This is a genomic window from Thioclava sp. NG1 (genome assembly GCF_003122275.1).
Classification (GTDB): Bacteria; Pseudomonadota; Alphaproteobacteria; order Rhodobacterales; family Rhodobacteraceae; genus Thioclava; species Thioclava nitratireducens.
The window spans coordinates 164,115-186,304 of the sequence record NZ_QFBB01000003.1 but is presented as its reverse complement, the minus strand read 5'-3'; the positions used below and the strand labels follow the sequence as shown (position 1 = coordinate 186,304).

Here is a 22,190-nt window from a genome sequence, read left to right as displayed (position 1 = left end):
ACGTTGTGGTTGGCGACATTGTTCTGATCACGATTTGACCAGTGGCAAATTTTAACTGAGTGGGGAAGATGATCATGAAACTTTTTGCAGTAACAGCAGCCGCGCTGCTCATCGCGGGTGGTGCGCATGCGCAAGACGCATACATCACGCAGCTTGGCGACAACCTGACCGGTCTCAACTATTCCGAATATAGCAATGGCACGAATGTGAGGCAGGTCATTGCACAACAGGGTATTGGCTTCCGCGCCGCCAACTTGAGCCGGGGTGCCAACAATACCGCGATGACCTATCAGGTCGACACGCGTTTCGACAATTCACTTGAAGATACGCAGGCAAACAATAACGCGCGTACCCGCTCGGGTTTGGGTGCGCAGATGAACTCGCTGGTCATTCAAAGCGGGCGGGGCTTTATGAACGGCAACAACAAGGCTGTAACGGTCCAGTTGGCTAACCAGGCTCCGGGCGTGCAGAATGCCAACTTCAGGGCGCAGACGATCCAGGAAGGTAACAACAATACTGGTGTTAATTGGCAGCAGAATAACGGCAACAACCAGGGCGGCATGGCGGGGCAGACCTACGGTTCGATCTCGACGCCGACCTTCGGTATGTCGGTTGGTACGGCTCCGCTGCCGTCGCCGATTGCCCATGCGAGCTTCCCGTACGGCTCGCACGCGACCATCAACTAAGTTGAGTTGAAACTCTTTCCTACGCCCGCCCAAGTGTGTGCGGGCGTAGGGTTGCTGTCTTGAAAAAGAGAGGTGGGGATCATGCCGCCGCGCTCGTCGCAGTGGCTGATGACGGCTGCATTCGTGATAGTCTGCAGTTCGTCCGCGGTCGCTCAAGAAGCTTACTTGCAGCAAATTGGCTCTCACAATGGCGCTGCGAACGTCGCCTTTGGCGCAAAACACATGCAGAGTGTTTTCCAAGCCGGTCAACGTAATGTCGGCGCGCAGATCTCATCTGGCAGCCGAAACAGTTCCGCACTTATTCAGGCGGGTGTCCAAAATTCGGCACTCACGGTGAACCAGGGAAGCCTGAACGCGGCGCTGGCGGTGCAGGTCGGCGGTCTGAATTCATCCTTTATCGGGATCAACGGCCACAGAAATACGGTCGGTCTTTACCAGCAAGGGGTCTGGAACCAGTCTTCGGTCACCGTCACCGGGAACGACACCGACGTATCCGTGTCACAATTCGGTGTCGGAAAACGTCTAGCCCTTAACGTTTCTGACCAGATGGTTCGCTCTTCATCGTCGCCGACGACGAATTCGCGGTCGCCGACCGGACGCTTCAAGGTCGGTGTGATCCAGGGACGCTCATCCGCGCCGGCGAGTTACTCGATTGCGCGAGCGCCAGATGGCTCAATCGTCATAAATCCATGATCGAGTTTCATCTTGAGGTGTTTTTCGATCGTGACGCGAAAACAACACGACCCGCCAAGCTTCCGGTTCAAGCGATCGGCAATGGAATTCTTTGCGAAAATATGTCATTGCTGAAACAATTGGTTTTGACGTGACGCAAAATTTTGCTGTGAGGCACGCATGAATAAACTTTCGACAGCATTGGGACTTTTCGGTCTCTCGATCACTCTCGCGGCTGGATCTGCGTCTGCGCAGGAACTCATCTTCAAGTTCAAGAACCCCGATTTCGGTGGGAATCCGAATTACGGCAGCTTTCTCTTCGGACTTGCCGATACCCAGAAGACCGCGACCATCACCGATTTGAACCAGAGCAGCGGAGGCGGCACGACGACCCCTGGGATCGGTGGAGGAGGTTCCACTGGTGGCAGTATCGGCGGTCCTACGATCATCATCCCCATCAATACGGGGACGCCGACGGCTCCGACCGCAGGAATTGGCTCTGGGACGACGACGAACCAATAAAAGAAAACTCCAGTGCGGCAGGCCCCCAACAGGGCGAGCAACTAAAAAGTGGAAGTTATGAAATCAGTATTACGTTTGGCGTTCGCCGTTGTCGCTGGCTTCACTTTGTCAGGCTGTGGGGCTAATTTTCCGCATCAAAGCGATATGATGTTCGCGGAAAAGCCAGTGCTCCAAGAAAACTCGAGCACGAAGATCAGCCTCGATTATCTTCCGCCCCCTGCGCGACCGATCGATGTCGCTGTCTATGATTTCCCCGATCTCACTGGTCAGAACAAACCCAACAGTGATTTTGCCGATTTCTCTCGGGCCGTGACCCAAGGCGGCGCGGACATCCTCACCGATGTTCTCACTTCAGTAGGTAACGGAAAGTGGTTCAACGTCGTCGAACGCAACAATGTCGACGATCTTCTCAAGGAAAGAAGCATAATCGAGCAGACGCAGAAGGCTTATGGCGGCAAGGCTGCGCTGCCGCCTCTGCGCTTCGCCGGGATCATCATGGAAGGCTCGATCGTCGGTTACGATAGCAGCGTCCAGACCGGTGGATTTGGCGCTCGTTTCCTCGGGATCGGCGGAACCCACGAATATCGCAAGAACGTCGTTACGGTCGCGCTTCGGGCCGTCAGCGTCTCCACTGGGCGGGTCTTGACCTCGGTCACGACGACCAAGACGATATATTCCGTTCAATTGCAGGGCGATGTCTTCCGTTTCGTCGCGACAGACAAGATTCTCGAACTCGAGACCGGCGTCACGCGGAACGAGCCCAAGACTTTCGCGGTGCGGCGTGCCATGGAGCTTGCTGTGTATTCCCTGATCGTGAAGGGCGCCGAGACCGGGCAATGGAGCTTCGCGAGCCAAAGCGCAGGCAAGAAGGTCATTCAAGACTATAACGCGCAATATAAACTCGTGAAAACGGTCCCCGTAGCGACGATAAAAGTCGCCTCGTCGCAACCGTGAAATTCGGGTCGTAGGCCGGTATCTGACACGGTCGGTCGGCGAGCGCCGACAGGGCTTCTGGTGCGCTGTCTGCTCTTCGCATGCACAAGATTCACCGCCACAATCTGTCGAAAACGTGGAGACGGAGCTAGCGATGCTCCCCTTCGGTCCTGAAAATATTCCGGCGGTTCCGCGAGTGCGGGGCGGCGCCCCTCCTTCCTCTGAATGCTGCGCCTGCACCTGTCTCAGGTCTGATACAGATGACGTATTCCCCCAGCGCAGGCCGGCTATGCGCAGCGTGCGCGATTAGGCAAGCTGAGCCCCATGCTGCGCGGCCCTGTCGGTTGCGCTCTAAACTGGGAGGAAGACCAATGGCCAATGATATGACGCCCGAGTTCAAAGGCGTTTCCGTGTCGCCGTTCCGCGACCGCTACGACAACTTCATCGGCGGCAAGTTCGTGCCCCCGAAAAGCGGCAAGTATTTCGACAACATCACACCGATCACTGGCGGCAAGGTCTGCGAAGTCGCCCATTCGAACGAGGCGGATATCGAAGCCGCGCTTGATGCCGCCCATGCCGCGAAAGACGCATGGGGCAAGACCTCGGCTGCTGAGCGCTCGAACGTCCTTCTCAAGATCGCCGACCGGATCGAGGAAAATCTCGACTTGATCGCCGCCGCCGAAACCTGGGATAACGGCAAGCCGATCCGCGAGACCACGGCCGCCGACATTCCGCTCGCCGTCGACCATTTCCGCTATTTCGCGGGCGTTCTGCGCAGCCAGGAAGGCACGATGTCGGAAATCGACGCCGACACCGTCGCCTATCACTTCCACGAGCCTCTGGGCGTCGTCGGGCAGATCATTCCGTGGAACTTCTCGGTTCTGATGGCGGCATGGAAGCTGGCGCCGGCGCTGGCGGCAGGCAACTGCGTGGTGCTGAAACCGGCCGAGCAGACTCCGGCAGCGATCATGGTCGTGGCTGAAGTCATCGCCGACCTGCTACCCGATGGCGTTCTCAACATCGTCAACGGCTACGGCGCGGAAGTCGGCGCGGCGCTGGCGCGCTCCTCGCGCATCGCCAAGATCGCCTTCACCGGCTCCACCGCGACGGGCCGCAAGATCATGCAGGCCGCGACGGAGAACCTGATCCCGGTCACCTTGGAACTTGGCGGCAAGTCGCCCAACATCTTCTTCTCCGACGTGATGGCCGAGGATGATGCATTCCTCGACAAGGCGGTCGAAGGCTTCGTGCTGTTTGCCTTCAATCAGGGTGAAGTCTGCACCTGTCCGAGCCGCGCGCTCATTCAGGAGGACATTTACGAGAAGTTCATGGAGCGTTGCATTGCCCGCGTCGAAGCCATCAAGCAAGGCGACCCTCGCGTGATGGAGACGATGGTCGGCGCGCAAGCGAGCCAGGAGCAGCATGACAAGATCATGTCCTATCTGAGCATCGGTCGCGAAGAAGGGGCCGAGGTACTGACCGGGGGCGACGCCGCGCGCTTCAACGGCGATCTGGCGAACGGCTTCTACATCCAGCCGACGATCCTGAAAGGCCACAACAAGATGCGTGTCTTCCAAGAGGAAATCTTCGGCCCCGTGGTGTCGGTCACGACCTTCAAGGACGAGGCAGAGGCGCTCGAGATCGCCAACGACACGATGTACGGCCTTGGCGCCGGCGTTTGGACCCGTGATGGCTCGCGTGCCTATCGCTTCGGTCGCGGGATCGAGGCGGGCCGCGTCTGGGTCAACAACTACCACGCCTATCCGGCCCACGCGGCCTTCGGCGGGTACAAGCAGTCGGGCATCGGTCGCGAGACCCACAAGATGATGCTCGATCACTACCAGCAGACCAAGAACATGCTGGTCAGCTACAACCCGAACAAGCTCGGGTTCTTCTGATAGGGTTTACCTCCCCGAAACCCGGGCCGCGCCTGAAAGGGCGCGGCCCATTTCTATGCGGCGCGGCGGGCCGCCGATATCGCGTGAACGAGATGTTAGGAGAATCGTTCTAGTCCGGATCCGACTGACTTTGAGAAAGGGTCCGACATGTCCATTCGCCGGCAAATCCTGTTGTTGCCAATCGTGATCTCGCTCATCGCCTGCGCGCTGATGGCAGCGGGGATGTTCTGGGTCGGTGGCAAGCTCGAGGATGTCTCGCGCGTGCGCAATCTGAATGCGGCCGAGGAACGGATGCGTAGCGCGATCGAGGCCGCGAGTGTCGGTGCGCGCGACCGGGCGCTGCTGATCGCAGGATTGCCGCAGGTCCAGGCAGCAATGGCTGCGCGCGACGATGCCGCGCTGGAAGCGATCTTCGCGCCGAACTGGCCGGTCTTGCGCGACGAGACCGGCGTGGCGCAGTTTCAGTTCCATCTGGCGCCTGCAACGTCTCTGATCCGTATCCACAAACTGGAAAAACGCGGCGACGATCTGTCGGGGTTTCGCAAGACCGTGGTCACGGTGAACGAGACCGGCAAGCCGGTCGCGGCGCTGGAATCGGGCAAGGCGGGGATCGGCGCGCGGGGCGTCGCCCCGGTCTTCCACGAGGGCAAGCAGGTCGGTTCGGTCGAGATCGGCCTAAATATCGGACAAACCTTCTTTGACGCGCTCAAGGCCCAGACCGGCTCCGAGTATGAATATTTCGGTCTCCTCGGGGACGGGAAGCCAGAACGGCTCGCATTCACCGTGGATGAGCGGAACCCGCTGAACGACGCGGATTTCGCGGCATTGCGCGCAGGCGAGACCGTCGACAAGTGGATCTCCCATGACGGGGCGGACTACGTGCTGCGCGCGACACCGGTGCGGGATTTCTCCGGCGACGTCGTCGGTGCCGCGACTGTGGAACTGAGCGCCGATGAGCTGGCGGCTCTGCGGCGAATGATCTGGCAGATTTCGCTCGGCTTGATTGCCGCGGCCTTCGTCGTTTCCGGGGTGATCGCCTGGATCGCGGGTGGACGGATCACGCGCCCGATCGGCGCATTGGCGCGGGCGACCGATGCGATTGCAAAAGGGGATACGCAGGTCAAGGTTTCGGGCGCCAAGCGGCGCGATGAGCTGGGCGAGATGGCACGGGCACTTCAGGTCTTCGCCGAGAATATCGAGCGGAACGCCGAAATGCAGGAGAGCCTGCGTCTCGAAGAGGAAAATGCCCGAAAGGCGGATCGCGCGCGTCAGGAAGAGGTCGCGCAGGCCGAGGAGGCTCGCCGTGCTGAGGCAGAGGCCGCGCAACGCGCGGAGCGCGAAGCCGAAGCCGTGGAACAGGCAGCCCTGCGCCAGCGCGAGGAAGAGTCGCGGCAAGCTCTCGCGGATCAGAAGACCATCGTGAATACGCTCGCTGCGGGGCTCGATGCGCTCGCGCGCGGCGATCTCGGTGCTTCGCTCGATCACGAACTGCCCGGCGAGTATGAAAAACTCCGCCACGATTTCAACGCGGCCGTGGCCCAGCTTGCCGCTTCGCTCAGTCAGATCGACAGCGGGGCACGGCATATCGACGGCGAGGCCCGCGCAATCGCAAACTCCGCCGATGAACTCAGCGCCCAGACAGAGCGCAATGCCGCAACGCTCGAACAAACTGCGGCGGCCCTCAACGAGCTTACGGTCTCGGTCCAATCGGCAGCGGAAGGGGCGCAGTCGGCGCGCGATCTTGCCAGCGACGCGCGCGGACATGCCGAGAGCGGCTCCAACGTAGTGGATAGCGCGGTGGCCGCGATGGCGGAGATCGAGACCTCTGCAAAGGCGATTTCGCGGATCACTTCGGTGATCGACGATATTGCCTTCCAGACCAACCTGCTCGCGCTCAACGCCGGGGTCGAGGCCGCACGGGCGGGCGAGGCAGGCCGGGGCTTCGCGGTCGTCGCTTCGGAAGTGCGCGCGCTGGCGCAGCGCTCCTCCGAAGCCGCTAAGGAAATCTCAGAGCTGATCTCTTCCTCGGACCGGCAGGTGCAATCCGGCGTGAGTCTGGTCGGCCAGACCGGTGCGGCTCTAGCGCGGATCGTGGGCTCGGTGCGCGAAATCCATGACCGGGTCTCGGAAATCGCGGCTTCTTCGGGGGAACAGGCGAATGGTATCGCCGAAATCAACACTGCGGTGCACCAACTGGATCAGGCAACGCAGCGTGGGGCCGCGATGTTCGACCGCAGCGCCGCTGCCAGCCGCGCGATGCTGTCCGAGAGCGCGCAGCTGATCGCCGCCGTTTCGAGTTTCACCCTACCGCAACGCGATGGCACCGCGAGCGCTGCATGATGCGTCTGATCCATGGGCTCGTTCCAAAGACGCACATCGGTGTGACAAACGCGCGAGGGCGATTTCCCCGCCGCCTCGGCGCACGGATCGAGGCGGCGAGGTATCGTCGCCCTTGGCGTGATGGGACTAATTCGCCCAGACGCGACCCACGCCTCGGCCGGTCGCAGTCCCCCGGGGCGATCGGCCCGGGGCCCGCTCGGAAAGCAAGCCCGCCGGCCCTTCCGCGCGGCGCGAGACGCCGCTCAGGTGGCGCGGCGGAAGGCGATCGGGGTACTGCCGGTGCCGGCCTGAAAGGCGCGGGAGAAATATCCGGCGCTGCGATATCCCAGAAGCTGCGCGATCTCCTTGATCGGAACGGGGGTATCGCGCAGCAGGCGGCGGGCTTCGTAAAGGCGCCGCTCCTGCATCAGTTCCAGAGCCGATTTCCCGCAGGCGTCGCGACAGGCGCGCGACAGATGGGTCGGTGTTACGCCCAGTTCGCGCGCGATATCCGCGACCGGCGTTCCCGCGCGATACTCGCGCTCGACCAGAACGGCGTAGCGCGTAACCAGACGGCGCGCCGCGCTCGGGCGGATCGCCTCGCTCGCATTGCTCGCGATCTGTCGCTCGAGCCAAACGCTGAGCAGTCCCAGATGGCTGCGCAGTGCCCGGTCGGCGGCGGGCCGCGTGCTCTCGTTCTCGCGCTGGATCGCCTCCAAGATCGAGCCGATTTCGCCCTGTGCGATCGCCTCCCGGATGCGCAGGTGATGGGCGGCGGGCGGCAAGACGATGTCGCTGTCGCGCCCGAAGAACAGCGCCTGACCGTGGGTCTGGTTGGAAATCTCGAAGCCGTGCATCACGCCCGGCGGGATGAAAATCGCGTTATTGGGCCCATAGCCGCGCGTCACGCCCGCCAGCGTGATCCGGCCCTGCCCTCGAGAGAACCACAGAAGGCAAGGTTCGGAATGGGCGCGCATTGCCTCGACCCGCCAACGCCCGCCCTTGGCCAGATGGGCGATCTGCACCAGCCGTGGCTCCCGCGGAACGGTGTGCAGTTCCGAAGGCTGGCCGACGTCACCGCGCGTCGGGCCGCACATGGACTGCGACCCGGGCTTCACGGTCTTGGCCTGCGACAGCTGCGACAGGGGCGGAGTGGAAAAGAGCTTCACGATGCGTTGATCCCAAGCGATGACGGCGGGAGGATAGCCCGCAACCCGCTTAGCGACCAAGGAATTTTCCACAGAAGCCCGGACGCGCAGTTGCCGTTGGGTCACAGTCTACGTGATCTTGTGCCACGCCTTCATACGGCTACGAAACCATGTGCGTTGCCGCTTGGCATATTGGCGACTTGCCGCCTGCGCGCGTTTGCGCGCCTCACTCAGATCGAGTTGGCCATGCAAATGCGCGATCAATTCCGGCGCTCCGATCGCCTTCGCCCAAAGCGCATCCGGATCCCAGATTGGCTCCACCCTGCGAACCTCGTCGAGTGCGCCTTGTTCAAGCATCAGATCGAACCGGCGATCGATGCGTTCGGCCAGCCAGTCGCGCTCCGGATCGAGGTGGAGGGGCGCCGCAGTCTCGAGCGGCAGAAGCGGCGGCGGGGTGCGGGCCTGCCACACGGCGAGGCCTTCGCCGGTGGCGCGCAACACCTCCCACGCGCGCTGGACGCGCATCGGGTTCTGCGGATCGATCTTCGCGCGGGTCGTCGCGTCGAGCTCGCCCAGCATCCCCGCATGGCCTTCCGTGAGCCGCCGATGATCGGCCTCGGCGCGAATTTCCGCTGGCGTTACAGGGATCTCCGCCAATCCCTGCGTCAGCGCCGTGAAATAGAGCCCGGTGCCGCCAACGACGATCGGGCGCGGCCCGCCTGCGTGAAATGCCTCCAGATGCGGCGTGACATCGCGCAGCCAATGGCCGACGGAATAGTCCGCGCCGGGATCGAGATGCCCGTAGAGGGCATGCGGCGCGCGGGCCTCTTCCTCGGGCGAGGGTCGCGCGCTCAGCACCCGCCAGCAGGACCAGACCTGAAGCGCATCGGCATTGATCACGACGCCGCCCGCGGCTTCGGCGATCGACAGTGCCAGCGCCGATTTTCCGCTCGCCGTGGCGCCCGCGATCAGCACGGGCGTTCGCGGCGATATATCGGGCAGGGCAGGCGGCATCGGCGGCTCTTGCAGGCTTTCTGTCGGGCTCGGGGAACAACGCTTCTGCAAGAGGTTGAACCCCGGCTCTATTTGGATCATTTTGCGCGCCAATGACAACAGCCCATCGGAGGATCAGATGAGCGCCGAGACGCATCCCGCGGCCAAATACAATCGCGTGCTACTGAAAATCTCGGGCGAGGCGCTGATGGGGGACCAGGGCTACGGCCTGCATCCGCCGACCGTGTCGCGTATAGCGCATGAAGTGAAGTCGGTGCGCGATCTCGGTGTCGAAATCTGCATGGTAATCGGCGGCGGCAACATTTTCCGCGGGCTTGCGGGCTCTGCTCAGGGGATGGAGCGCACGACGGCCGATTACATGGGGATGCTCGCGACCGTGATGAACGCGCTGGCGATGCAATCGGCGCTGGAAGGCCTGGGCGTCTTCACCCGTGTAATCTCCGCCATCCCGATGGATCAGGTCTGCGAGCCCTATATCCGCCGCCGCGCCGTACGCCACCTCGAGAAGAAGCGGGTCTGCATCTTTGCCGCCGGCACCGGCAACCCCTATTTCACCACCGACACGGCCGCGACGCTGCGCGCCAACGAGATGTCCTGCGAAGCGATCTTCAAGGGCACCAAGGTCGACGGGGTCTATGACAAGGACCCGAAGAAATTCGACGATGCGAAGCGGTACGATACCGTCAGCTATGACGAGGTTCTTCAGAAGAATCTCGGAGTGATGGATGCCTCGGCGATCGCGCTCGCACGCGACAACAACAAGCCGATCATCGTGTTCTCGCTTGACGAGCCGGGTGGCTTCCGCGGCATTCTGGCAGGCGAAGGCACCTACACCAAAGTGCAGGGCTGAGCGCCGCGCGACGATCACAAATGCTAGTTTTCGCCTGCGAGCTGCGCTAAAGCTCGGCCCGAGGCTCAACAAGAACGGGGAAATACCCAATGTCCGACGATTTCGAGATCGATACCGATGACCTGGCACGCCGTATGGATGGCGCGATGAGCTCGCTCAAGCATGAATTCGCGTCGCTGCGCACGGGCCGCGCCTCGGCTTCGATGGTGGAGCCGGTTCAGGTCGAAGCCTATGGCCAGATGACCCCGATCAACCAGGTCGGGACCGTCAACGTGCCCGAGCCGCGGATGGTCACGATCAACGTCTGGGACAAGGGCCTCGTCGGCAAGGTCGAGAAGGCGATCCGTGAATCGGGTCTGGGCATCAACCCGCAGACCAACGGGACGATCATCATGCTGCCGATCCCCGAGCTCAACGAGGAACGCCGCCGCGAACTGACCAAGGTCGCCGCCCAATATGCAGAGCACGCCCGCGTCGCGATCCGCAACGTGCGCCGCGATGGCATGGACCAGATCAAGAAGGCCAAGGCCGACGGCATGTCCGAAGATGACGTGAAGCTCTGGGAGAGCGAAGTCCAGGAAATGACCGACGCGCATATCGCGAAGGTCGACAAGGCGCTGGAAGACAAGCAAGCCGAGATCATGCAGGTCTGAGGCCTCCGCCTCAGCCCCGCATTGCGTCCTGCGCGAGAAGGATCACATCGCCGATGGCCCCTAGCATTCCCGATATCGCCCAAACCCCGCAGGGGCATGACGGCGGCGCGCCTGCGCCGCTGCATGTCGCGATCATCATGGATGGCAATGGGCGGTGGGCCACCCAGCGGGGCTGGCCGCGTCTCGCCGGTCACCGCAAGGGGGCGGAGCAGATCAAGAAGGTCGTGCAGGCCGCGCCCGACCTCGGCATCCGCTACATGACGATCTACGCCTTCTCGACCGAGAACTGGAAGCGTTCGACGCAGGAAGTTCTTGGTCTGATGAAGATGTTCCGGCTGATGATCAAACGCGAGGCGGCGGAGCTGTCGCGTCAGGGCGTCGAGCTGCGCTTCATTGGGGACCGGACGCCGCTCGACCCGCTTCTGCGCGAGACGATGGACGCGATCGAGGCCCGCACCAAGGGCAATTCGAAGCTGACGCTGGCGGTTGCGATCAATTACGGCGGGCGCGACGAGCTGAAGCGCGCCGCGCAATCCATCGCGCGTGACGTGGCCGCGGGCAAGATCGATGTCGATGCGGTCGACGAGGCCCTGATCTCGGCCCGGCTAGACAGCGCGGGGATGCCCGATCCCGATCTGGTGATCCGCAGCTCGGGCGAGACGCGGACCTCGAATTTCCTGCCGTGGCAGGCGGCCTATTCCGAATATGAATTCACGCCCACGCTCTGGCCCGATTTCACCCCGGCCGAGCTTGCGGACATCCTCGAGCGGTTCGCCGGGCGCGAGCGGCGCTTCGGCGGGGTCGCCTCGTGACCCGTCAGCCGCGGACCGGCAAATGGGGCGATCTCGTCCCGCGGCTCGCCTCCGGGCTTGCAATGGTGGCGATCGGGCTTGCCGCGATCTGGTGGGGCGGGCCGGTCTTCGCGGCGCTCTCGGTGCTCGTCACCGGGCTGATGGTCTGGGAGCTGACCGAGATGCTGCGCCCCGAACGCCCCGGCAAAGCCGTGGGTCTGGGGCTCGTGGCGGCGGCGACCCTGACCTTCGTCTTCGTGATCCACGAACCTTACGGGCTGATTTACCTGCTGATCGTACCGATCATGGCGGCGGTGATCTGCACCGGGCGGCGCCGGATCGGCGCGGCCTATGCGCTGGCGATCATGCTGACGGGATACGGGCTGGTCGCGCTGCGAGAGGGCGCGGGGCTGGGTGCGATCACATGGATCGTCGCGGTGGTCGTTGTCTCTGATATCATGGGATATTTCGTTGGCCGCACGGTCGGCGGGCCGAAATTCTGGCCCAAGGTCAGCCCGAAGAAGACATGGTCGGGCACGATCGGCGGCTGGGTCGGCGCGGCGCTCGTGGGCTTCGTCTTTGCCCAGATGGGCGGCGGTCTCGCGATGATCTGGATCTCGCCGCTTCTGGCCTTCGCGGGCCAGCTGGGCGACATTGCCGAAAGCGCGATCAAGCGCGCGACCGGGGTGAAGGACAGCTCCTCTCTGATCCCGGGCCATGGCGGTGTGCTCGACCGGTTCGACGCGCTGACCGGGGCCGTCGTGTTCCTGATGGTGATCTCGCAGGTGACGACCCTGCCGCTGACGGAAGGCTGAACGATGCGGAAGGTTTCGGTCTTCGGGGCGACCGGCTCGATCGGCGAAAGCTGCTTTGATCTGCTGATGGCACAGGGCGGGGCGGAAGCCTACGACGTCGTGGCGCTGAGTGCGGGCCGCAATGTTGCGCGACTGGCCGAGCAGGCCGTGGCGCTGAAAGCCGATCTGGCCGTAACCGCATTCGACGATTGCCTGCCCGCCTTGCGCGATGCGCTGGCCGGGACCGGGATCGAGGTGGCCGCCGGGCCGCAGGCTTTGATCGAGGCGGCCTATCGCCCCGCAGATTGGGTTCTGTCGGGGATCGTCGGCGCGGCAGGGCTCGCACCCGGCTTCGCGGCGCTCTCGCAAGGGGCGACGCTGGCGCTGGCGAACAAGGAGTCGCTGGTCACCGCCGGGCCGCTCCTGATGGCCGAGGCGCGCACCCACGGCGCGACGATCCTGCCGGTGGACAGTGAGCATTCGGCGATTTTCCAAGGGCTCGTGGGCGAGGATATCGCTGCGGTCGAAAGGGTTATCATCACCGCCTCGGGCGGCGCATTCCGCGACTGGCCGATCGAAAAGCTGGCCCATGCGACCGTGGCAGAGGCCTCGGCGCATCCGAATTGGGACATGGGGCAGCGGATCACGATCGACTCCGCGTCCATGTTCAACAAAGCCTTGGAAGTTATTGAGGCGAAAGAGTTCTTCGGCTTCGCACCAGAGCAGATCGAAGTCCTCGTGCATCCTCAGAGCATCGTCCATTCGTTGGTCGGGTTCCACGATGGCGGGCTGATGGCGCATATGGGTGTGCCCGACATGCGCCATGCGATCGGCTATGCTCTCAACTGGCCCGCGCGAAAGCCGCTTCCGGTCGAGAAGCTCGATCTGGCGAAGATCGGACAGCTCGATTTCCGCACCCCCGACCTGCAGCGGTTCCCCGCGCTGCGGCTGGCGCGCGAGGTGATGGAGACGGGCGGTCTGGCGGGCACCGTGTTCAACGCCGCCAAGGAGGTGGCGCTCGATCTGTTCATCGCGGGACGTATCGGATTTCTCGACATGGCGGCGCTGGTCGAGACCACCTTGGGCGAGATGTCGCGGGATCAGGGGCTTGGAATCGCGGCGAAAGACCTCGATATGGTTCTGAGCTGCGACGCCGAGGCGCGCGCGCGCGCAATGGCGATCTGTGAACACGGAAGGATCTGAGTTTTGGACCTGCTGCCCCAATTCGGAAATCTGCTCTATACCGTGGTGGCCTTCGTCGTCGCGCTCTCGATCATCGTCGCGGTGCATGAATACGGCCATTACATCATAGGACGGATTTCCGGAATCAAGGCAGAGGTCTTCTCGCTCGGCTTCGGGCCGAAGCTGATCAGCCGCGTCGACAAGCATGGCACGCGCTGGCAGATCGCGGCGGTGCCATTGGGCGGCTACGTCAAGTTTCTGGGCGATGCGAACGCGGCCTCGGCCGGGGTCGATGTCGAGGAGATGCAGCACCTGAGCCCCGAGGAACGCCGCCACACCATGCATGGCGCGCCTCTTTGGGCACGGGCCGCGACCGTGGCGGCAGGGCCCGTCTTCAACTTCATTCTGTCTATTCTCGTGATTGCGGGATTGAGCCTCTGGGCCGGAAAGGCGACCGAGACGCCCGCGATCCAGACTGTCGTGGCGCTACCCGGTGGGTCAGGCGATCTGCAACAGGGCGACGTGATCGACGCGGTGGCGGGCAAGCCGACGCCGGATTATCAAGCGCTCTCCGACGTGGTCGATCAACTGCCCGCAGGGCCGACGCTCGATTACACCGTAACCCGCGACGGCAGCAAAACCGACGCCACGGGACCGCAGCTTTTCCCGGCGCGATTTGCGGGCGTTCAACCCGGCTCGGCCGCCTATGATGCCGGGCTGCGGGCCGGCGACGTGATCACGGCGATCGACGGCAAGCCGGTCTATCGTTTCATCGATCTGCAGGATGCGGTGAAAGCGGGCGCGGGCAAGCCGGTCGCGCTCGATATCTGGCGGCCCGAGGGGGATGCGGGCAAGACGTTCTCCGTGACGCTCGAGCCGCGCCGGACCGATCTGCCGGTGGGCGACGGGCAATTCGAGACCCGGTTCCTGATCGGCGCCACGGGCTCGTTCATGTTCGAGCCGGTAACCCAATCGGTCGGCCCTGTCGATGCGCTGGTGGGTGGCGTGACCCAGACCTGGGGCATCATCACGCAATCGGTCTCGGGCATTCAGGCGATGATCGCGCAGCGGATTTCGAGCTGTAATCTCACCGGCGCGCTGCGCATTGCCGAGACTTCGGCTGCGGCGGCGAAATCGGGGATGCTCGACTTCATCTGGTTCATCGCGGTGCTGTCGACGGCTGTGGGTTTCCTGAACCTCTTTCCGATCCCGGTGCTCGATGGCGGCCACCTGATGTTCCACCTCTACGAAGCGATCACGGGCAAGCCGCCCTCCGATCAGTTGATGAACGTCTTCATGTCGATCGGGCTGGCGCTGGTGCTGACGCTGATGGTCTTCGGGCTGTGGAACGATCTGACCTGCTGAGCGGGGCCCGACTGAGCGGGGCCTGATGGGCGCGCGAGCGGGCGGTGCCGCGGTTTCGCCACATTTGCCTCGCAATGCCGACATGAAGGCTGGGTAGGGAACCTTTAGGCGCAACTCGCGCGAAGGAGACCACCCATGTCCGAGATCATCGCGCATCACTATCGCGAACTCCGCCCCTTGGTGGATATTGTCGGCGACCGGCTGCTGTTCATCGCGGCGGTTCTGGTCGCGCTTCTCGGTGCGGCTCTGATCGGTGTTCAACTGATCGACATTCTCGGCGGCGACGCTTCGAGTTTCCAGCGCATCTGAGCCGGAGCCGACAGGGGCGCGACGCCCGCAAAATCCGTTCTTCCTTGATCCCGGGGCCGCCTTCGCGGCCCTTTCCTTCGTGGCAAGATGATCGCGGTCCACAAAATCTCGGGGCCGAGGGGCCATCCCAGCTTTGACATCGGTTACGCCCTTCGCTACCACCCTAACCAAAGGGAAAAGTGAACTTCCGGCGGGAGAGGGCGATGTCGATGAGCGTGCAAACTATGCTGAGACTCTGTGCGACGCGAAAGGCACTGCGGGCCAGCGTAGTATTTCCAGCAGTTGCAATGAGTTGCCTCGCGGTTCCCGTGATCGCTCAGGCGCAGCAATACAGCTTCTCGCAGGTGGTCATCACCGGTAACGAGCGCGTCGACGCGGCGACGATTCTGTCCTTCGCCAGAATCGCCCGCAATCAGCCCGTCACCGCCGCCGATCTGAACGCGGCTTACCAGCGCCTGACGAATTCCGGCCTGTTCGAGAACGTTGCGATCACGCCGCAGGGCAACACGCTCAAGATCGCCGTGACGGAATATCCGACGATCAGCGTGATCAATTTCGAAGGCAACAAGATCATCAAGGATGCGCAGCTCGCCGCGATCATTCAGGCGAAGCCGAACCGTGTCTACAATCCCGCCCAGATCGAAGCGGACGCCCAGCGTCTGGCGCGTGCCTATTCCGAGGATGGCCGCATGGCCGCGCGTGTCGTGCCGAAGGTCATTCGCCGCGACAACAATCGCGTCGACGTGGCCTTCGAGATCAAGGAAGGCAAAGTCACCTCGATCGAACGTGTGACTTTCACCGGCAACCGCTCCTTCTCGGATCGTCGTCTGCGTCAGGTGCTCGAGACGAAGCAGGCGGGGATCTTCCGCACCTTCGTGAAGAACGACACGTTCAACGCAAGCCGCATTCCGGTCGACCGTCAGAAACTGATCGAGTTCTACCAGGCGCGCGGCTACAAGAACGTGCAGGTCACCGGCGTGTCCTCGCAGATGTCGCGTCAGCGCGATGCGTTCTTCATGACCTTCAACATCATCGAAGGGCAGAAATACCACTTCAACGCGATCAACACGAGCTCCGAGATCGACGGGCTTGCGCCTGACGAGTTCGCGCCGCTCACCAAGATCCGCCAAGGTCAGACCTTCTCGCCAAAGGCGATCGAATTGGCCGTGACCCGGATGGAGCAGCTTGCGATCAAGAAGGGCGTGCAATTTGTCCGCGTCGATCCCCGCATCACCGAAGACCCGCGCACGCAGTCGGTCAATGTCGATTTCGTTCTGGTCCGTGGCCCGCGCGTCTTCGTGCAGCGCATCGACATCGAAGGCAACACGGCGACGCTCGACCGGGTGATCCGGCGCGAATTCCGCACCGTCGAAGGCGACCCCTACAACCCGCGCGAGATCTCGAACGCGGCTGACCGGATTCGTGGCACCGGCTATTTCAAGTCGGTCGACGTGAACACCAAGCCGGGCAGCAACTCCGATCAGGTCGTGGTCGACGTGAACGTCGAGGAGCAACCCACCGGCTCGCTCGGTTTCGGCGCGTCCTATTCCAAGACCGACGGGATCGGCTTCAACGCCTCGCTGGAAGAGAAGAACTTCCTCGGCCGCGGGCAATATCTCGGCCTGTCGCTCGGAACGACAAAGGACAACAACAGCTCGAGCATCCGCTTCGTCGAGCCGGCTTTCCTCGGTCGTGACGTGGCGCTGAAATTCTCGGCGATCTATGCGACCTCGAGCTCGGCCTCGAACACCAATTACGACACGCGCCGTATCAGCATCGAACCGGCGCTGGAATTCCCGGTCTCCGAGCGCGGCCGGCTGCAAGTGAGCTACAAGATCGGCGAAGACACGCTGAACAACGTGTCGACCAACTCGTCGCAGATCCTGCGGGACGAAGAAACCGACAAGGGCTCGCAGCGGTACAGCGGCCCGGGCCTTCGCTACAGCTACGACACCTCGCGCGAACAGATCGACCCGCGTTTCACCTGGCGCTTCAATGTCGACCAGCAGTTCTGGGGCCTGGGCGGTGACGTGAAAGGTGGCCAGACCACCGCGAAGATCGTCGGTGAGCGCAAGATCTTCAACGAGGAAGCGACGCTGCGCGCCTCGCTCGAAGGCGGCGCGGTCGATGCCACGGATGGTTCGACGATCCTGCAACGCTTCTCGGGTAGCCAGATCCGCGGCTTCGAGAGCTACGGTATTGGTCCGCGTGATCTCAACGCAGCGAACAGAGACGCGCTCGGCGGCAACTACTACTGGGTCGGCAAGGTCGAAGCGGAGTTCCCGATCGGTCTGCCCGAGGAATACGGCATCACCGGCGGCGTGTTCTGGGATGTTGGCTCCGTCTGGGGTCTGGATGACACCAACGGCACTGGCGGTAACGAGGTCGACGACTCGATGCATGTCCGTTCCGCGGTCGGTGTATCGCTGTTCTGGAAATCGGCGATCGGTCCGCTGCGTCTGAACTTCTCGCGCGCGATCAAGAAAGAAAGCTACGACAAGACGCAGAACTTCGATCTGTCTCTTTCCACGCAGTTCTAAGGGCGCGCGATGCGTCTGAGCCGTATCTCCGTCACCCTTATCGCAGCCGCGCTGGCCTTCGGGCCCGGCGCGGCTGTCGCGCAATCGGCAGGTCAGACTCCCGACGCGCAGGCCTTGGGGCCACGCGCACAACAGAGCGCGGTTCTGACCCTCGATTGGGAGAAGCTTTACGACAACTCGCTGTGGGGCAAGCGAGTGCAATCCGAGATTCAGGCTGCGTCGAGCGCGCTGCGCAAGGAAAATGACCGGATCGCGAGTCAGCTCGAGGCGGAGGAGCGAAAGCTCACCGAGGAGCGGCTGACGATGCCTTCGGACGCGTTCCAGAAAGCCGCCGATGCGTTCGACAAGCGGGCAACCGATATTCGTCAGGCCCAGAAGGCCAAGGCCGATGCGATCCAGCGCCAGCTCAATCAAGAGCACCAGACCTTCGTCCAAACGGTGGTGCCGTTGCTCGACGAGGTACTGCGGGCGCGCGGTGCGGTCGTGGTGCTCGATTCCCGCGCGATCATCCGCGGGCTCGCGCAGGCCGACGTGACGCAGGAACTCGGCGCGCGGGTCGATAAGGAAATCGGCGACGGGGCCGGGCGCGTGACACCGCTGGTCCCGCCCGCCTCCAATGACAGCGCGGGTGCGGCGACCGATACGCCCGCGCCTTCGGATCAGGCGGCGCCTTCCCAGCCCGCTCCGGATCAACCTGCGAATGGCGCGACGACGGATTCGAGTGGTGATGCAGGCGTTTTCGTGGATACGACGCCGAACACGAAGCCCAAGGGCAACGGCAATTCCACGCTGGACGGGGCGACCCGCGATGCGCCCGGATTGCCGCTCGGTCTGCCGGTGGTAGATGGTACTCAGGCCACTCCGACGGACACCAACCCGGGGCAATAGCAGGCGCGCGCTGCTTGCCAAGCGAGGCCGCGATTGCTAGCAACAAGCCAAAAGCGACGATTGCGTGATGCGGCGCCCTAATGCGGCCGCAGGCGCAATTTGCCCGAGAACGAGGACAGCTCATGACCGAACCCGCCCCCTATACCGAAGCCGATCTGTCGCTCATCAAGCGCATCATTCCGCATCGTTATCCGTTCCTGCTTATCGACAAGGTGCGTGACATCGTTCCGAACAAGGGCGCGGTCGGAATCAAGAACGTCACCGCGAACGAGCCGCATTTCCAAGGCCACTTCCCGGAAGAGCCGATCATGCCCGGTGTCACCATCGTCGAGGCGATGGCGCAGACCTCGGCGGTCGTCGTGGGGATTTCGCTCGACGTGATCGACAAGCCGCTGCTGACCTATTTTATGGGTATCGACAAGTGCAAGTTCCGTCGCAAGGTGGTTCCGGGCGACGTGCTGGAGCTGCATGTCTCTGTGAAGCGTGGCGGCGGCAAGATCTGGAAATTCGAGGGCCGGGGTACGGTGAATGGCGAACTGGCCGCCGAAGCCGAGTTCACCGCGATGATGGACCTTCAGGGCTGAATGCATGAGCATTGACCCAAGCGCGCAGATTCACGCCTCCGCGGTGGTCGAGCCCGGGGCGGTGATCGGTCCGGACTGCCGGATCGGTCCGTTCTGCGTGGTCGGCCCCGAGGTCGTGCTCGGCCGCGGCGTGTCGTTGCAAAGCCATGTCGTCGTGCAAGGCGCGACCGAGATCGGCGACGAGACGGAGGTGTTCCCTTTCGCCTCGCTCGGGCAGATCCCGCAGGATCTGAAATTCAACGGCGAGAAGACGCGGCTGAAGATCGGCAAGCGCAACCGCATCCGCGAATACGTGACGATGAATACCGGCACGGAGGGCGGCGGCGGGCTGACCGAGATCGGCAATGACGGGCTCTTCATGTCGTCGTGCCACGTCGCGCATGACTGCAAGCTGGGCGATCGGGTCATTCTGGTGAATTCGGTCGCGGTGGCGGGGCATTGCGTGCTGGGCGATGACGTGATCGTCGGGGGCCTCTCGGGCGTGCACCAGTTCGTCCGCATCGGGCGCGGCGCAATCATCGGCGCGCTGTCGATGGTGACGGCGGATGTTATCCCGCACGCGCTGGTCGCAGGACCGCGCGCCGGGCTCGAAGGGCTGAACCTCGTCGGGCTGAAGCGTCGTGGAACCCCGCGCGAGGAAATCTCGGCATTGCGCAAGACCGTCGAGGCGCTCGGTCAGGGCAGCTTCCGCGAAAGCGCGCGAACCCTGTCCGATGAGGGCGTCGAGGGCGAATTGGCGCGCGAAGTGCTCGACTTCATCCTCGGCCCGTCCGAGCGCAGCTTCCTTACGCCCGGCAAATGAGCGGGGGCAAGCATACCGCGCTGATCGCCGGCTCTGGCCGTCTGCCCGCGATCGTGCAAGAGGCCGTGCCGGACATCCTCGTTTGCGAGATGATCGGCGCGCCCTGCGATCTGGACGGCGATCACCTGCGATTCCGGATCGAGCGGCTGGTGCCGTTTCTCGACGAACTGGCCGATCGCGGGATCGAGCGGGTGGTGTTCGCCGGCGCGATGCAGCGACCGGCGATTGATCCCGAGCAGTTCGATCCGCGCTCGGCGCAGCTGGTGCCGCGTCTCGCCATGGCGATGCAGGCCGGCGACGATGCGACGTTGCGGGCGGTGATCGAGGTCTTTGAGGAGTTCGATCTGGAGGTCGTCGGCGCGCATGAAATAGTGCCGGCATTGCTGCCCGAGGCGGGGGTGCTGTGCGGCAAACCGTCCGCCGTGGACGAAGACGACGCCGAGCGTGGCGCCGAAATCGTGGCCGCGCTTGGGGCCTCGGATATCGGTCAGGGTGCGGTCGTTGGGCGCGGGCTTTGCCTTGCCGTCGAGACACTGCCGGGCACCGACGCAATGCTTGATTTCGTGCGTTGCCACAAAGGCTTGCGTGGCGATCTTAAAGCGGTGAAAGGGGTCTTCTACAAGGCGCCGAAACCCGATCAGGACCGTCGCGCCGATCTGCCCGCCATTGGCGTTGAGACGGTGAAGAACGCCGCCGCTGCTGGCCTGTCCGGCATCGCCTTCGAGGCGGGCGGCGTGATGCTTCTCGACCGCGACGCGGTCATCGAGGCCGCCGAGGAAGCGGGCCTCTTTCTCTGGGCGCGGGCGTCATGAGGCTCTACGTCATCGCGGGCGAGGCTTCGGGCGACAAGCTCGGCGGCGCCCTGATGGCGGGGATTAACGAGCTTACGCCGCACGTCGAATGGTCCGGCATTGGCGGCGAGGAAATGGGCGCGCAGGGCCTGACCAGCCTCTTCCCGATGGAAGAGCTTTCGGTCATGGGGCTGATGGAAGTTCTGCCGAAATACCGCCATCTGAAACGTCGCATCGCCGAGACCGCGGATCATGTGATCGAAAGCGGCGCCGAAGCGCTGATCACCATCGACAGTCCCGATTTCTGCCTTCGCGTCGCGCGGCTGGTGAAGGAAAAACGCCCTGATCTCAAGGTGGTCCACTATGTCGCGCCCTCGGTCTGGGCGTGGCGTCCGGGGCGTGCGCAGAAGATGGCGCGGGTGGTCGATCACGTGCTCGCGCTGCTGCCTTTCGAGCCGCCCTATATGGAAGCCGCCGGGATGAGTTGCGATTTCGTGGGCCATCCCGTCGTCGCCGAACCGCGTGCGACCGGTGCGGACGCGGCGGCCTTCCGCGAGACCCATATGATCGGCGAGGATCAACCGCTGGCGCTGTGTCTGCCGGGCTCGCGGCGCGGCGAGGTAAAGCGGCTCGGGGCGCGGTTCGACGAGGCGCTGATGCAGCTGCGCGACCGCGAGCCGGGGCTGCGCGTCGTGCTGCCGACGGTGCGGGGCGTGGCGCCGATGGTGCGCGAGATGACGGCGCGCTGGCCGGTCGCGCCGATCGTGGTCGAGAATGCCGATGACAAGCGCGCGGCTTTCGCCGCCGCCGATATCGCTCTGGCGGCCTCGGGGACCGTCAGCTTGGAGCTGGCGGCGAACCGGGTGCCGATGGTCATCGCCTATGACGCGAATTTCCTGACTTGGCATATTATCTCGCGGATGCTCAAGATCGACACGGTGACGCTGGTCAATCTGGTCTCGGACACGCGGGTGATCCCGGAATTCCTCGGCCCAGAATGCAAGCCGCGCGAGATTTCGGCGAAGATGCTGGAGTTGCTGGAAGAAGACGCGGCGCGTGACGAGCAGATGGCCGCGATGGAAGAGGTGATGCGCCGTTTGGGCGAGGGCGGCGAGCCGCCCGGCCTTCGTGCGGCGCGTTCGGTTCTGGAGTTTCTCGGGAGGGCGTGATGCGCGTCTTTTTGGTGATGACGCTGACATTTTGGGCGGGAAGCGCTTTGGCCGAACCCGATCCGGCGCAGCTTTTCACGCAATCCTGTGCGCGCTGTCATCGCGATGCGGAGCGATTGATGGCACGGCTCGGCTGGGCGCTCGGTTCGAAGACGCCGGAGGAGCGGCGCGAATGGCTCGACGATTTCATCGTCTCGCATCATTCGCCCGATCCCGACAGCCGCGCGGCGATTGCCGCATGGCTGGCAGAGCTCGCCTCGTAAGACGACCCCTGCCGAGG

At 63.4% G+C, this 22,190-nt stretch carries 22 protein-coding genes; 20 read left to right on the top strand and 2 right to left on the bottom strand.

Annotation, left to right across the window (positions count from 1 at the left end):
• Positions 1–74: 74 nt before the first annotated feature.
• From DEM26_RS06430 to DEM26_RS06405, 6 genes are all read left to right on the top strand, one after another.
• Complete coding sequence (locus DEM26_RS06430) at positions 75–686, top strand: hypothetical protein (RefSeq protein WP_109171977.1); 612 nt, start codon at positions 75–77, stop codon at positions 684–686.
• A gap of 81 nt (positions 687–767) precedes the next feature.
• Entirely contained in the window at positions 768–1,379 is a 612-nt protein-coding gene (locus tag DEM26_RS06425; RefSeq protein WP_088724350.1) for a hypothetical protein, read from the top strand.
• 159 nt (positions 1,380–1,538) lie between these two features.
• Positions 1,539–1,880 (top strand): curli assembly protein CsgF, encoded by a 342-nt coding sequence (locus DEM26_RS06420; RefSeq protein WP_109171976.1) that lies wholly within the window; start codon positions 1,539–1,541, stop codon positions 1,878–1,880.
• Positions 1,881–1,937: 57 nt separating this feature from the next.
• Positions 1,938–2,834 carry a CsgG/HfaB family protein gene (locus DEM26_RS06415; RefSeq protein ID WP_088718556.1) on the top strand — a complete coding sequence of 299 codons (897 nt, stop codon included), beginning with the start codon at positions 1,938–1,940 and terminating at the stop codon, positions 2,832–2,834.
• Positions 2,835–3,184: 350 nt separating this feature from the next.
• Positions 3,185–4,711 carry an aldehyde dehydrogenase gene (gene adh, locus DEM26_RS06410; RefSeq protein WP_088718557.1) on the top strand — a complete coding sequence of 509 codons (1,527 nt, stop codon included), beginning with the start codon at positions 3,185–3,187 and terminating at the stop codon, positions 4,709–4,711.
• Between the two features lie 147 nt (positions 4,712–4,858).
• A complete protein-coding gene (locus DEM26_RS06405) occupies positions 4,859–7,051 on the top strand; it encodes a methyl-accepting chemotaxis protein (protein ID WP_088724349.1) in 2,193 nt (730 codons plus the stop codon).
• A gap of 242 nt (positions 7,052–7,293) precedes the next feature.
• Here the strand turns inward: DEM26_RS06405 and DEM26_RS06400 are convergent, their stop codons facing one another.
• Positions 7,294–8,199 carry an AraC family transcriptional regulator gene (locus DEM26_RS06400; RefSeq protein WP_233243037.1) on the bottom strand — a complete coding sequence of 302 codons (906 nt, stop codon included), beginning with the start codon at positions 8,197–8,199 and terminating at the stop codon, positions 7,294–7,296.
• A gap of 108 nt (positions 8,200–8,307) precedes the next feature.
• A complete protein-coding gene (miaA, locus tag DEM26_RS06395; protein ID WP_109171975.1) occupies positions 8,308–9,192 on the bottom strand; it encodes a tRNA (adenosine(37)-N6)-dimethylallyltransferase MiaA in 885 nt (294 codons plus the stop codon).
• A 118-nt stretch (positions 9,193–9,310) separates the two neighbouring features.
• On the opposite strand from miaA, the gene pyrH reads away from it, so the two are divergent.
• The 14 genes from pyrH (at position 9,311) to DEM26_RS06330 (ending at position 22,173) form a co-directional block, all read left to right on the top strand.
• Positions 9,311–10,042 (top strand): UMP kinase, encoded by a 732-nt coding sequence (pyrH, locus tag DEM26_RS06390; protein WP_075774894.1) that lies wholly within the window; start codon positions 9,311–9,313, stop codon positions 10,040–10,042.
• Positions 10,043–10,131: 89 nt separating this feature from the next.
• On the top strand, positions 10,132–10,695 hold the full coding sequence (gene frr, locus DEM26_RS06385) for a ribosome recycling factor (protein ID WP_075774893.1): 564 nt from the start codon (positions 10,132–10,134) through the stop codon (positions 10,693–10,695).
• 137 nt (positions 10,696–10,832) lie between these two features.
• Positions 10,833–11,507 (top strand): polyprenyl diphosphate synthase, encoded by a 675-nt coding sequence (uppS, locus tag DEM26_RS06380; RefSeq protein WP_233243057.1) that lies wholly within the window; start codon positions 10,833–10,835, stop codon positions 11,505–11,507.
• Positions 11,504–12,301: a phosphatidate cytidylyltransferase gene (locus DEM26_RS06375; RefSeq protein ID WP_109171974.1), complete on the top strand. Its 798-nt coding sequence runs from the start codon at positions 11,504–11,506 to the stop codon at positions 12,299–12,301. Before uppS ends, DEM26_RS06375 begins: the two co-directional genes overlap by 4 nt.
• Positions 12,302–12,304: 3 nt before the next feature.
• Positions 12,305–13,483 carry a 1-deoxy-D-xylulose-5-phosphate reductoisomerase gene (dxr, locus tag DEM26_RS06370; protein WP_233243036.1) on the top strand — a complete coding sequence of 393 codons (1,179 nt, stop codon included), beginning with the start codon at positions 12,305–12,307 and terminating at the stop codon, positions 13,481–13,483.
• A 3-nt stretch (positions 13,484–13,486) separates the two neighbouring features.
• Complete coding sequence (rseP, locus tag DEM26_RS06365) at positions 13,487–14,827, top strand: RIP metalloprotease RseP (RefSeq protein WP_233243035.1); 1,341 nt, start codon at positions 13,487–13,489, stop codon at positions 14,825–14,827.
• 135 nt (positions 14,828–14,962) lie between these two features.
• Positions 14,963–15,136 (top strand): hypothetical protein, encoded by a 174-nt coding sequence (locus DEM26_RS20335; RefSeq protein WP_157771582.1) that lies wholly within the window; start codon positions 14,963–14,965, stop codon positions 15,134–15,136.
• 287 nt (positions 15,137–15,423) lie between these two features.
• Positions 15,424–17,676: an outer membrane protein assembly factor BamA gene (bamA, locus tag DEM26_RS06360; protein ID WP_109171973.1), complete on the top strand. Its 2,253-nt coding sequence runs from the start codon at positions 15,424–15,426 to the stop codon at positions 17,674–17,676.
• Between the two features lie 9 nt (positions 17,677–17,685).
• A complete protein-coding gene (locus DEM26_RS06355) occupies positions 17,686–18,564 on the top strand; it encodes an OmpH family outer membrane protein (RefSeq protein ID WP_109171972.1) in 879 nt (292 codons plus the stop codon).
• A gap of 122 nt (positions 18,565–18,686) precedes the next feature.
• Positions 18,687–19,148, top strand: a complete 462-nt coding sequence (gene fabZ, locus DEM26_RS06350; protein ID WP_075774887.1) for a 3-hydroxyacyl-ACP dehydratase FabZ — start codon at positions 18,687–18,689, stop codon at positions 19,146–19,148.
• 4 nt (positions 19,149–19,152) lie between these two features.
• Positions 19,153–19,950, top strand: a complete 798-nt coding sequence (lpxA, locus tag DEM26_RS06345; RefSeq protein WP_109171971.1) for an acyl-ACP--UDP-N-acetylglucosamine O-acyltransferase — start codon at positions 19,153–19,155, stop codon at positions 19,948–19,950.
• On the top strand, positions 19,947–20,762 hold the full coding sequence (locus tag DEM26_RS06340; RefSeq protein ID WP_109171970.1) for an LpxI family protein: 816 nt from the start codon (positions 19,947–19,949) through the stop codon (positions 20,760–20,762). Before lpxA ends, DEM26_RS06340 begins: the two co-directional genes overlap by 4 nt.
• Positions 20,759–21,910 carry a lipid-A-disaccharide synthase gene (gene lpxB / locus DEM26_RS06335; protein ID WP_109171969.1) on the top strand — a complete coding sequence of 384 codons (1,152 nt, stop codon included), beginning with the start codon at positions 20,759–20,761 and terminating at the stop codon, positions 21,908–21,910. Before DEM26_RS06340 ends, lpxB begins: the two co-directional genes overlap by 4 nt.
• Positions 21,910–22,173 (top strand): hypothetical protein, encoded by a 264-nt coding sequence (locus DEM26_RS06330; protein WP_088734362.1) that lies wholly within the window; start codon positions 21,910–21,912, stop codon positions 22,171–22,173. Before lpxB ends, DEM26_RS06330 begins: the two co-directional genes overlap by 1 nt.
• The last annotated feature ends 17 nt before the right edge of the window (positions 22,174–22,190 follow it).

Excerpts from the sequence above, each read along its gene's own strand:
- DEM26_RS06425 (WP_088724350.1), top strand. The coding sequence starts at position 768 with ATGCCGCCGCGCTCGTCGCAGTGGCTGATGACGGCTGCATTCGTGATA.
- bamA (WP_109171973.1), top strand. The coding sequence starts at position 15,424 with ATGAGTTGCCTCGCGGTTCCCGTGATCGCTCAGGCGCAGCAATACAGC.
- DEM26_RS06430 (WP_109171977.1), top strand. The coding sequence starts at position 75 with ATGAAACTTTTTGCAGTAACAGCAGCCGCGCTGCTCATCGCGGGTGGT.
- DEM26_RS06420 (WP_109171976.1), top strand. The coding sequence starts at position 1,539 with ATGAATAAACTTTCGACAGCATTGGGACTTTTCGGTCTCTCGATCACT.
- frr (WP_075774893.1), top strand. The coding sequence starts at position 10,132 with ATGTCCGACGATTTCGAGATCGATACCGATGACCTGGCACGCCGTATG.
- dxr (WP_233243036.1), top strand. The coding sequence starts at position 12,305 with ATGCGGAAGGTTTCGGTCTTCGGGGCGACCGGCTCGATCGGCGAAAGC.
- uppS (WP_233243057.1), top strand. The coding sequence starts at position 10,833 with ATGGATGGCAATGGGCGGTGGGCCACCCAGCGGGGCTGGCCGCGTCTC.
- DEM26_RS06415 (WP_088718556.1), top strand. The coding sequence starts at position 1,938 with ATGAAATCAGTATTACGTTTGGCGTTCGCCGTTGTCGCTGGCTTCACT.
- lpxB (WP_109171969.1), top strand. The coding sequence starts at position 20,759 with ATGAGGCTCTACGTCATCGCGGGCGAGGCTTCGGGCGACAAGCTCGGC.
- pyrH (WP_075774894.1), top strand. The coding sequence starts at position 9,311 with ATGAGCGCCGAGACGCATCCCGCGGCCAAATACAATCGCGTGCTACTG.
- lpxA (WP_109171971.1), top strand. The coding sequence starts at position 19,153 with ATGAGCATTGACCCAAGCGCGCAGATTCACGCCTCCGCGGTGGTCGAG.
- DEM26_RS06340 (WP_109171970.1), top strand. The coding sequence starts at position 19,947 with ATGAGCGGGGGCAAGCATACCGCGCTGATCGCCGGCTCTGGCCGTCTG.
- DEM26_RS06405 (WP_088724349.1), top strand. The coding sequence starts at position 4,859 with ATGTCCATTCGCCGGCAAATCCTGTTGTTGCCAATCGTGATCTCGCTC.
- adh (WP_088718557.1), top strand. The coding sequence starts at position 3,185 with ATGGCCAATGATATGACGCCCGAGTTCAAAGGCGTTTCCGTGTCGCCG.
- DEM26_RS06355 (WP_109171972.1), top strand. The coding sequence starts at position 17,686 with ATGCGTCTGAGCCGTATCTCCGTCACCCTTATCGCAGCCGCGCTGGCC.
- DEM26_RS20335 (WP_157771582.1), top strand. The coding sequence starts at position 14,963 with ATGTCCGAGATCATCGCGCATCACTATCGCGAACTCCGCCCCTTGGTG.
- miaA (WP_109171975.1), bottom strand. The coding sequence starts at position 9,192 with ATGCCGCCTGCCCTGCCCGATATATCGCCGCGAACGCCCGTGCTGATC.
- DEM26_RS06330 (WP_088734362.1), top strand. The coding sequence starts at position 21,910 with ATGCGCGTCTTTTTGGTGATGACGCTGACATTTTGGGCGGGAAGCGCT.
- fabZ (WP_075774887.1), top strand. The coding sequence starts at position 18,687 with ATGACCGAACCCGCCCCCTATACCGAAGCCGATCTGTCGCTCATCAAG.